Consider the following 10,659-nt stretch of genomic DNA (forward strand, 5'->3'; position numbering starts at 1 on the left):
TTAATTCCGAAATAGAGCGTAGCAGCGACCAAGTTAATTTGGTCTCTTTTTTTGTTTTGTAAGTCGCTTGGGGTCAATTCGACTTAGATTTGTGAGGCAAAAACAGGCACAAGGTGATTGACTTTTATCTATAAAATATATTTTTCTGTGGATATGAATTACAGCGCAATCCTTCATAACAGTTCTTCAATTACACGGTGTTAAAAGCAAATTTATGGCCAATTAACTATTCAACAAAACGTATTCTAAATTCACTGGGCGTTAAACCGATAGTACGAACAAACACTTTTCTGCAGGCTCCACTGTCTTCATAGCCCACTTGATTTGCAATGAGTTCAAATGACAAGTTAGTCGACTCTAATAAGTCACAGGCCTTTTGGATGCGCAGATGTTGAATATATTGTTTAGGTTTAAGTTGGGTCGTTCTAACAAAACGGCGCAGAAAAGTACGCTCAGTTAAACAGTTTTGTTTGGCTATCTCAGCAATGGTTTGGGGCAAATGAAAGGTTTCTTTAAGCCTATGTTGAATCGATAAAATAAGTGCATCACCATGATTTAAAATCGGTGTAAATTGTCGATAAAAACGTTGTTCACGTTGCCCTGTATCTATTACCAAATATTTACCTAAGCTACGTACCACACTTGGCTGAGTATATTTACAAATCACCTCTAGCCCCAAATCCAGCCAAGACATCATGCCTCCGGCAGTAATAATATCGCCTTGATTAATTAATATTTTATCGATATTCAACTGTACTTCGGGATATTTGTTGCGAAAGAGGGCTTCTAACCCCCAATGGGTTGTCGCTTGTTTATTCTTCAATAATCCCGTTGCAGCAAGAATAAATGTACCTGCACAAGCAGAGCAGATATTAGCGCCTTTATAATGCTGTTGTAATAAGCCGCGTATTAAATGCTTTGACGGGTTTAAGTAAAATTCACTGTGGTTACTCGGTGGCAATAAAATCAGATTAAATGCATTTCCAGAAAAATCTGTCTTTTCACTACAGTCTAAAATTTGAGGCGAAAATTGATATAACAATCCTTGTTCAGTACAAATTTTATTCGCTAAATTGAAAACTTCAAAAAAACCATATAGCGCAGATTTTAAGCAATGAGGATAATCAATAATCGCTATTTTAATATTTTGCATATTTCTATAAACCTGTCATTTTTGACCTCAATATTGTCAATTATGACTCTCATAAAGCGGTTAAACAAGCCATATACTGTGCTTATCAGTTAGCAGACAACACTTACAAACAAGGATGGAAAGATTATGATGAGCCAAAAAGCATTATTAATTATTGATTTACAAAACGACTATTTCCCACAAGGAAAATTTCCTTTACACAATACGGCGCAAATTTTGAGTAATATTGAAATTGCCATAGATAAAGCTGATCAACAAAAGATACCCATTATTCTTATTCAGCACATTGCTGATGCAGCCAAAGGGATTGCGCCATTTTTCAATAAGGGAAGTTTAGGCGTGCAGATCCATCCGACTATTTTAAACGCAGCAGGCAATGCCGATATCGTTGAGAAAAGTTATGCCGATAGTTTTGAGCAAACTAATTTGGAGCAAGTATTACAAAAACATAAAATAACCGAGTTACTGATCACCGGCATGATGACGCAAAACTGCGTAACGCACACCGCAATTTCAAAGGCGGCTGAAAAATATGATGTGGCGATTGTGATGGACTGTTGTGCAACCGTGGATCAAATGATCCACAATATTGCCCTTAACGCAGTTTCAACTCGTGTGAATTTACAAACAACAGAACAAGCATTTGCTTAAAAAGATTTGGGTGTACTGCCTTTCACTGCCTTTCTGCCATAAGCAACAGGCTATGATAGGCTTTTCCCCGTTATTATGATATTCGTACAGGTATCATTAAATTAAAGCAGACAATTCTGTGCTTAGTTATTCTTAAATTGCAAAATGGATCTTCGATAAATCCTTAAAAACTTTCCAATTTCTAGGTAAGAATACTATCGTCTACAATTCCTTTTTCAATCAGTTGCTTTAAAATACGTGTGCTTTTTTCTTTCAACATATCCCGGAGTAATCGAGCCGCGGGGGTGATCGATTGTCTGCTCGGAAATATAAGCCATAGTTCAGTTGCTGTGGGGCTGAACTCGGACAGCAGGCTGATAACATTTCCCGATAACAGATCATTGGACATATCAAGGGCAGATTTCACCGCCAGCCCCTTACCGGCAACGCACCAACGTCGTACCAAATCTCCATCATTGGAAACCCGGTTACCCTTCATCTTGATTTTAAATGTTGCTTCCTTCTGCGAAAAATCCCAAACATCGTGAGTGATATCTTGCAGCTGATAAAAAAGTCCGTTGTGTGATGCTAAGTCATGGGGGTGTTTGGGGGTGCCGTTTTTATCAAGGTATTCCTGTGTTGCGCAAAGTAGGCGTGGCACGTTACAGATCTTAAACCCATAAATATTTGCATTATTGGGTGAACCATAGCGGAGCGCAAGATCCACAGAATCTCGATAAAAATCAATATTATGATCACTGATATTCGCCCGTAAGCTGATTTTTGGATAACTTTCCATAAATTCATCAAGCCAGGGAATAACCAGGTTTCGGCCTAAGTCAGATGACAGCGCGATCCGCATGTCACCATCAATGATATCCAGTTCACCTTTCATATTTTGCTTGGCTTGATCCAACATCTGCAAGGCTTGCTCGCACAGGGGGATATACTTTTCACCCGCACTGGAAAGACGAAGGTGCCTGGTTGTTCGAATAAACAGATCCGTGCCTAAGATTTTTTCTGCTCGCTTAAGTGCGGCACTGGCCGTTGCGGTGCGCATATCCAAACTCGCTGCTGCAGCGGTAATGCTGCGAAATTCTGCCACCTTAAGGATGACTTGCAGGTCTTCTAATAACATATTGTCCAATATTTTTTGATAATGTTTCAATCATTATGCTGTTTAAACAAGATAAAACAAGGGCTATTATTCTTTCCATCAAACATTCAGCACAACATTAACGGGAAAAATATTATGAAAGCTATTGGATATACTAAATCATTACCTATTACAGACATCGCATCTTTAACCGACATCGAGCTGCCTCAGCCTATTGCAACCGGACGCGACTTACTTATTAAGATCAAGGCGATTGCAGTTAATCCGGCGGATTACAAAGTGCGTTTAAATATGCCCCCAGCAGAGGGCGAATACAAAGTGATTGGTTGGGATGCTGTTGGTGAAGTAGTTGCGACCGGCGAAAATGCCACACACTTCAACCCGGGGGATATTGTCTATTATGCCGGTGATATTACCCGTCAGGGTTGTAACGCTGAATATCAACTTGTTGACGAACGTATTGTTGGCAGCAAACCAAAAAGTTTGTCTGATGCTGAAGCTGCAGCACTGCCGCTAACGGCGATCACTGCTTGGGAAATATTGTTTGAACATCTGGCTATTAAGCAGCAGGGAGCTGACTCAAAAGAAACCTCTGAAGAAGTGATTTTGGTTGTGGGGGCGGCGGGTGGTGTTGGCTCTATTTTAGTTCAGTTGGCTAAAGCTATCACCGGTGCCACCGTTATCGCCACGGCATCACGGAGCAGCTCTGTAGCTTGGGTTAAAAAATTAGGCGCGGATCATGTTGTTGACCATAGCAAACCGCTGCAACCACAGATAGAAGCATTAGGTATTGGCTCAGTAACACATGTTACCAGCTTAAACAGCACCGATAGTTATTTTGAAAGTTATACGGAACTATTGGCTCCCTTTGGCAAGATAGCCATGATTGATGATCCGCAGGCGTTGGATATCACCAAACTGAAAATGAAGAGTCTTTCACTGCATTGGGAGTTCATGTTTGCACGCTCAATGTTTAAGGCCGCAGATATGGATGAACAGGGTCGCTTGCTAAACCGCGTAGCAGATTTAATTGACCAGGGTTATGTCCAAACTACGCTGGGTCAAAACCTAGGAACGATTAATGCTGAGAATCTTCGCGCTGCTCACCAATCTTTAGAAACAGGTCGTTCAATCGGCAAGATTGTTTTACAAGGTTTCTAAGGGAATTGAGCTCGGTGTTTAAACAATTTTTTTAAAAAAGGGTTAACACAATAGCTGTTAACCCAAACAACGAAAGAGAAGTATTTATGAAAATCGCAAAAACCTTATTAGCATTATCTATTTTGTTATCTTTTAACGCAGCGACAGCCGCAACCAGCGATATTGAAGTGGTCGCAGAGATAACTAATACCCGCCCAGGTAATATAACCATCACACCTAATGGCCGGATGATCCTTTCACTGCAACCTTTAGATGGCCCAGAATTGCGGGTCGTTGAGCTGATGGCCCAGAGAAAGGGGAAGTCGGCTTTGCTGCCGTAATTGGCGTGCACACAACCCAAGAGGGGATAACCTGGATATTAGATATGGGCAGCGCAACCAGTCCGGCTAAACTCGTTGGCTGGGATATTATTAAAAACAGCTTATTTAAAATTATTCCCATTGAAAAAAATGTTTTGCTTGCTAACTCTTTCCTGCAAGATTTTGCGATTGATGAACAGAGGAACAAGATTTACATTGCCGATACAACCTTGGGTAATCTTGCTGGCGCAACAAAACCTGCTTTTGTGGTCGTTGATTTAGAAACCGGTCACTCTCGACGTGTGCTTGAAGCAAACACTAAATTGATGCCACCAACCCATGATGTGATTATTGATGGCTCATTACTGGGTGCCAAACGCGAAGATGGCAAAATTGAGGCGATCTATTTAGGGTTAAATCCAATCGCTATCGATAGTCAAAACAACTGGGTTTACTTTGGCACTGTTAATGGCAGTGACTTATTCCGTATTCCGACCAGTGTGCTGGCCGACGATCATGCCACGGATAAAAAACTCGCAGCAAGTATTGAATTATTTGGACAAAAACGTCCGTCCGATGGCATTGTTATCGATGATAAAGGCAATATTTATACTGGCGACATTGAAAACTCAGCGGTAGGGGTGGTAAATAAAGCGGGATATTCAGTATTAGCTCAAGATAAGACACTGCTTTCATGGCCCGATGGATTTGCTATTGATAACGGCTGGTTATACATCACACAAAACCAGTTACACCTTACCGCGCCACTCAATGAAGGTGAGGCACAGGGTACAAAACCTTATCATATTTTACGCATTAAATTACCTGAGTAACTTATTGTCTTAGTATCTGAGAAAACACATTTTAACTTAAGATTAACGGTAGCAAGGAAATAAGAAATGACTAGATTAACTATTGTTGCAAACATTATTGCTAAAGAAGATAAAATTGATTTGATAAAAACCGAGCTTTTAAAGCTCATCGATATCACCCTTGCTGAAACAGGATGCATCAATTACGATTTGCATCAGGATAATGTAAATCCAGCTCACTTTGTCTTTTATGAAAAATGGGAAACGCGTGAACTTTGGCAGACACACATGGACGGAAAACACTTGCAGGACTTCGTGGCCAACACTGAAGGTGCGCTTGCTTTGTTCACCGTTAATGAGATGACTAAAATAGCCTGATAATATTAATTATCGTTTTAAAGTGGGATACCTCAGCAGATTTAGCCTCGATATCCCATACTCTTTAAATCAGATCTCAGAGTGAATTACATTTAAAAGAGACGACAACATAAATAAGCTTTAAGAACAGTTCTTAATATACGCTTAACGGCGTTTATCAGCTCATGACGGTCGTTTTTTTATCACCGAAAAATAGGATTTTAATTATGCTACTGGATACACCAATTTGTGATTTTGGCTGGAAAGCCCCGGATTTTACATTAAAAGATGCCTACGGCGAAACATTCACCATGAGTGAACAGATGGGAGAGAAAGGGTTATTAATTGTCTTTATCTGCAACCATTGCCCGTATGTCCAGCGTATTGGCCTGCAGCTGGCAGAAGATACAAAGTTGCTGATGGCAGAAGGTATTAATGTGCTGGCAATTATGTCCAACGATTATGAATATGTAGCGGCCGATTCGCCGGAGAACATGAAGCTATTTGCTAAAGAACAGGACTTTACTTTCCCTTATTTGGTGGATCAGGACCAGTCCATTGGAAAGCAGTATGGCGCGGTATGTACGCCTGATTTTTTTGGGTTTAACAGCAAAGGTGAACTTCAGTATCGTGGAAGACTTGACGATGCCCGCATGGGGGATGTAGAAAATCGGGTGCCTGAACTTATCAATGCCATGCGTTTGATTGCAAAAACCGGTCACGGTCCGAAACGGCAAACTCCCAGCATTGGCTGCTCAATAAAATGGCGAGTGTAAGGATGATTAAAAGACCTGTATAGGGTCTTTACTCGGGGTAACGATAATGGACTGAACGATGAACTTTTTTATCTTTAGAAGAGATCAACATCAATAATGGTAAATAGAATTGTAAATAGCTTACAGCTGTTTTTTTGTATGTCTTTTACAACTTTTATAAGATCAGTCAGGTTCTCCGAGGAATTTTATTAAAGTCGCTGAAATCAGACTATATCTGAATGCGGCGGGCTTCTCGCCTTAAATTCACAAATGCAGGGAAAATTTAGACGATATTTATCGTATTAAAATATCGCCAGTTCGCTACGGGCAAAACAATTTAGAAAGCCATTCAATCATCAACGTGGATATTACAATTTTGAATTATCTGTTTGCTGACAAAATGTATGGCTATCCTGCTTTTTTTATAATAATTCATAGTAAGGAAGATAGAAATTAAAAGTCATATTAATTAATACGATAGGAAACAAAATCAACTTTTTGCTGTCTACTAAGTTAATCTGAGTTACCGACCATTGAATAGGATTTAATAATGGCAAATACATTTGCGTTAATTTTAGTGATTTCAACCTTTGTCACTGGCATTGTCTGGGTCATTGATAAAATAAGATGGGCCCCATTGCGTAAAAAAGCACATCGGGAAGCGCAGGCGCAGGCAACTGAGCCCCTTGATGAAAAAACAGTGAGTAATATCTATTCTGAGAATGTGCTGATAGAAAATGCACGCTCTCTGTTTCCAGTGATAGCCGTAGTATTTGTACTGCGTTCATTTTTATATGAACCTTTCCTGATCCCGTCGGGTTCGATGATGCCGACCCTGCTGACAGGTGATTTTATTCTCGTGGAAAAATATGGCTACGGCGTGAAGGAGCCGGTCTGGCAGAATACCTTAATTGCGATGGGGAAACCTGAGCGTGGTGATGTTGCCGTTTTTAAATACCCTGAAGACATTCGTGTGGACTATATTAAACGGGTGATTGGACTTCCCGGTGATCGTATTGTTTATAAAGACAAAGAACTGTATTTAATTCCAAACTGCGATAAAGCACAATGCGGATCTTACAAAAAACTGGATACCAATTTTTTAGAAGATAAAACCTTTAGCGATGCAAGATCAAAAGCAAAAGGCATGCAGAAAGTCTACAGTGAAATTTTAGGGGAAACGGTGCATCAAATATTGATTAATCCGGGAGCGCCTGAGCAGGTTGGAGAATATTACCAGCAGAAAGATATAGCAACCTATAAGTATGAATGGGTTGTGCCCAAAGGTCATTACTTTATGATGGGGGACAACCGTGATGATAGTGAAGACAGCCGCTTTTGGGGTTTTGTTCCAGAACAAAACTTAGTGGGTAAAGCCGTAGCTACGTGGATAAGTTTTGAGTTTTATCGGGATGCGAACGGTTTCTTACCGACCTGGATACCGAGCGCCTTACGTTTAGAACGTATCGCGGGGATCAAATAGTAATGAAAATTACTGAGCTGAAACGTTTAAAAAACCGTACTGGTTATATTTACCTTTAATTTAATCATTAACAGGGCATATGGTATGGATCTCTTGCCTTTTTTCTATGTTACATTAGTGTTTTCTAATTTAATTTTGTTAATTTTCTGTGAGGTAATCAATGTCATCATTTAATACCCGTTGTCCTTCATGCTCTGCAATGAATCGTGTTCCGCAAGCTAAGGTCTCTGATTCACCAACATGTGGAAAATGTAAGGCTGCTCTTTTTGACGGAATGCCGATAGAGGGCACAGATAATAATCTGGATGCTATTCTTTTCAGTGATAAGCCTGTTGTTATCGATTTTTGGGCGCCATGGTGTCAGCCATGTACAGGTTTCGCCCCTGTCTTTAAAAAGGTCGCTCAGGAGAGAAAAGGAGCGGTAAGGTTTGTGAAGATAGATACCGAAGCAAACCAGATGCTTGGCGCTCAGTATAAAATTCGCAGTATTCCGACGATTATGATGTTTAAAAATGGCCAGAAAGTCGATATGTTAAGTGGAGCGCTTTCGAAACGTCAATTTGATGAATGGCTAGATAAGGCACTAAAAAAGTAAGCCGATCCTAACCGCCCAAAAGAATTCCAAGTAATAATTTAATTACTCTAAGGTTCTTCGTCTGCGCATAAATTAATGATGCTTTCGTTTTCCTAAGCAATGAGTTGTATTGGGTTAAATCTAATTCTAATTTTTCCCATTGCTTAACTATCCCTGAATAATAGTGACCGAAACTTGACGAAGATAAAATAGATGAGGTGTCCGTCTTTTGTTAGCGAGTTAGCTTCCTAAGGCGGCAAAGCGCCTTAGAACTTTTGCTCGTTTATCAGTTGAAAACACTTCGTTTATGCTCGTTTTCTCCCAATAGCGCGCAAAAAATTATTTTTAAGCAGAATATTTGAAGTGCATGGTTATGCGGAAATGCATGAGACGTCAGCTCGCCAATGCTACAAAAACCTTAAGCTGTTCTGCAACCCAACTCTTTGTAGTCATTGATTAAAGCGCATGGAACACTGATTCCATTTTGTTAAAGGTCAGAACGACTCAAATCCGAGAAATCTTAATTCGTTTTTGATTTCTTTAATCTGATGGCCGAGATGGTATTCTTTGTGTGAATCAGATCCGATTGTTATTCCTTTAGAAGGAGAATAAAGAGCCTGTCTAGACAAGCTGAACCAAGCCAACAACAGGCTTCCGACAATAACATAATCCACTTTAACCAGCGGAGCAGGAGATCTCAACTTAATTGCATATCGTCCAAGGCCAAGAAAGAATTTGGATGATGGCTTTTTCCCGCAAGCGTGTGTCGTAGTGCCCAAGTTAATTTAGTCGTTTTTCGTTTTGTAAGTCTTTGGTCTATCACTTAAGAAGTTTCGATATATACGACACATTTCTAAATTTATTTTCCCATGGTAATCCGTAACCGACCAGTAAATCATCATTATCCATCTGATAAGCGTAGTGTTGTGTGACCGGGATATCGACCCGATTCGGTTTTACAAATAAGGTCGCGATTGAAAGTGACTTAACTGCAAAGTCGTCAGAGATAAATGCAGCTAAACGCTTCATAGTTCCGCCCGATTCAATTGCATCGTCTATTAGAATGACGTGCTTTCCTTTGATATCTATATTCTGGTGGAAAATAATCGATGAATTGTTAGTACTGTCTCCTGGCGTATGCGGGCAAGAAATATAGTCCATATTGATATCAAACGTAAGTTTTCTAACCAGATCGGCAGTAAATAAAATCCCACCGGGAACAATGGTAATGACAACAACCTCTTCATTTTGATATTTCTGGTTAAGAATTTTTGCTACCTTTTCAACACCTTGTTGAATCTGCTGTTGGCTTAATACCAAGTTACCGATATGTTGAGTATTCATAAAAATCTCTCCGTTATATAGCGTCTAAAAAATCGTATTAATAAAATAATTTAACCTAATTGTTTTAATTTTTGTGTGGTGAACAACATCAGCGCAGTGAATAATAACAATGTCAAAGGTAGCATCATAAATGAGGTTGATGTTGCTATTAATCCTATCAGTGGCGGCATTAATGTAGTACCTGCATAAGCACAAGCCATTGATAGCCCGATGATGGTCATTTGCGAATTGAAGATCCCGGTAAAATTGAAGGTAATGTTGTTTTTACCTATTTGGATGCATTCCATTGTGATACTGCTTATATTAGCGAATTAAAGGCGCGATACCAGCAAGGCGGTTTAGGTGATGGAACACTAAAAAAGATTATCGAAGAGTGTTTGCAGGAGACTCTTAAACCGATTAGGCAACGTAGAAAATCATTTATATCAGATAAAGCGCAGTTAATCGAAATTCTTAAGAATGGCAGTGAAAAATCGCAACAAGAATCCAATCAGGTTCTAAACAGTGTTAAAAATGCGTTTGGCCTGAGTTTGTTTTAGCTGTAATAGTGTTATTGAAAGGGGGGATGCATATCTGCGTTGACCATAACAGCGGTTAGATTCAACGGTTGAACGCTATTGACTAGTAGCCTTTTTTGTATCTAGCACTTTATCTGCTTACAATAGCTTGAGCCGTACTTTATGCAGCAATTCATCGATATCTCGAAAGCTAAGAGTAAAACGGTGGCAAAACTAAACGGCATGGCTGTTGTTAAGTTGACAGTACCCTCAGAGCTAATACCACACAATTTCCACACAATTTACTTTTATTTATTAAAATATCAATAAATACAATTGGTTATATTTTTATTCATCTTCATTTTTAGCCTATATTTTTTTTCTATACTAACTTCCAATCGCTTTAACTAAAGCATTTATTATTAATCACAAAACCGGAACAGGCCATGAATAAAAAAATAAAGCATATTCTCGTAT

General features: G+C 39.5%; 12 protein-coding genes and 1 pseudogene. 9 read left to right on the top strand and 4 right to left on the bottom strand.

Going from position 1 to position 10,659, the window contains the following annotated elements; translation table 11 throughout:
• Positions 1-226 precede the first annotated feature (226 nt).
• Positions 227-1,153 carry a GlxA family transcriptional regulator gene (locus ACJAT7_RS09215; RefSeq protein ID WP_415226508.1) on the bottom strand — a complete coding sequence of 309 codons (927 nt, stop codon included), beginning with the start codon at positions 1,151-1,153 and terminating at the stop codon, positions 227-229.
• A gap of 126 nt (positions 1,154-1,279) precedes the next feature.
• Between ACJAT7_RS09215 and ACJAT7_RS09220 the strand changes: the two genes are divergently transcribed.
• Complete coding sequence (locus tag ACJAT7_RS09220) at positions 1,280-1,804, top strand: cysteine hydrolase family protein (protein WP_415226509.1); 525 nt, start codon at positions 1,280-1,282, stop codon at positions 1,802-1,804.
• Positions 1,805-1,985: 181 nt separating this feature from the next.
• Here ACJAT7_RS09220 and ACJAT7_RS09225 read toward each other — a convergent pair whose 3' ends face one another.
• A complete protein-coding gene (locus tag ACJAT7_RS09225) occupies positions 1,986-2,921 on the bottom strand; it encodes a LysR family transcriptional regulator (RefSeq protein WP_415226510.1) in 936 nt (311 codons plus the stop codon).
• A gap of 114 nt (positions 2,922-3,035) precedes the next feature.
• On the opposite strand from ACJAT7_RS09225, the gene ACJAT7_RS09230 reads away from it, so the two are divergent.
• From ACJAT7_RS09230 to trxC, 7 genes are all read left to right on the top strand, one after another.
• Positions 3,036-4,061 (top strand): zinc-binding alcohol dehydrogenase family protein, encoded by a 1,026-nt coding sequence (locus ACJAT7_RS09230; RefSeq protein WP_415226511.1) that lies wholly within the window; start codon positions 3,036-3,038, stop codon positions 4,059-4,061.
• Between the two features lie 86 nt (positions 4,062-4,147).
• A complete protein-coding gene (locus ACJAT7_RS09235) occupies positions 4,148-4,381 on the top strand; it encodes a hypothetical protein (protein WP_415226512.1) in 234 nt (77 codons plus the stop codon).
• Positions 4,382-4,386: 5 nt separating this feature from the next.
• A complete protein-coding gene (locus ACJAT7_RS09240; protein WP_415226513.1) occupies positions 4,387-5,193 on the top strand; it encodes an L-dopachrome tautomerase-related protein in 807 nt (268 codons plus the stop codon).
• A gap of 66 nt (positions 5,194-5,259) precedes the next feature.
• Entirely contained in the window at positions 5,260-5,550 is a 291-nt protein-coding gene (locus ACJAT7_RS09245; RefSeq protein ID WP_415226514.1) for a putative quinol monooxygenase, read from the top strand.
• A 206-nt stretch (positions 5,551-5,756) separates the two neighbouring features.
• A complete protein-coding gene (locus ACJAT7_RS09250; RefSeq protein WP_415226515.1) occupies positions 5,757-6,305 on the top strand; it encodes a thioredoxin family protein in 549 nt (182 codons plus the stop codon).
• 529 nt (positions 6,306-6,834) lie between these two features.
• Entirely contained in the window at positions 6,835-7,767 is a 933-nt protein-coding gene (lepB, locus tag ACJAT7_RS09255) for a signal peptidase I (RefSeq protein ID WP_415226516.1), read from the top strand.
• Positions 7,768-7,927: 160 nt separating this feature from the next.
• The gene (trxC, locus tag ACJAT7_RS09260) at positions 7,928-8,362 is read left to right on the top strand and encodes a thioredoxin TrxC (RefSeq protein WP_415226517.1); all 435 of its coding nucleotides are present in this window, start codon (positions 7,928-7,930) and stop codon (positions 8,360-8,362) included.
• 798 nt (positions 8,363-9,160) lie between these two features.
• Here the strand turns inward: trxC and ACJAT7_RS09265 are convergent.
• Together ACJAT7_RS09265 and ACJAT7_RS09270 are read right to left on the bottom strand one after the other, a co-directional pair.
• Entirely contained in the window at positions 9,161-9,685 is a 525-nt protein-coding gene (locus tag ACJAT7_RS09265; protein WP_415226518.1) for a phosphoribosyltransferase, read from the bottom strand.
• 50 nt (positions 9,686-9,735) lie between these two features.
• Complete coding sequence (locus ACJAT7_RS09270) at positions 9,736-9,906, bottom strand: hypothetical protein (RefSeq protein ID WP_415226519.1); 171 nt, start codon at positions 9,904-9,906, stop codon at positions 9,736-9,738.
• Here ACJAT7_RS09270 and ACJAT7_RS09275 point away from each other — a divergent pair.
• Positions 9,895-10,224: pseudogene (locus ACJAT7_RS09275) on the top strand (tryptophan--tRNA ligase); the annotation flags it as partial. The gene ACJAT7_RS09270 and the pseudogene ACJAT7_RS09275 sit on opposite strands and share 12 nt — an antisense overlap.
• Positions 10,225-10,659 lie beyond the last annotated feature (435 nt).

Source organism: Psychromonas sp. (assembly GCF_047632995.1).
Taxonomy (GTDB): domain Bacteria; phylum Pseudomonadota; class Gammaproteobacteria; order Enterobacterales; family Psychromonadaceae; genus Psychromonas.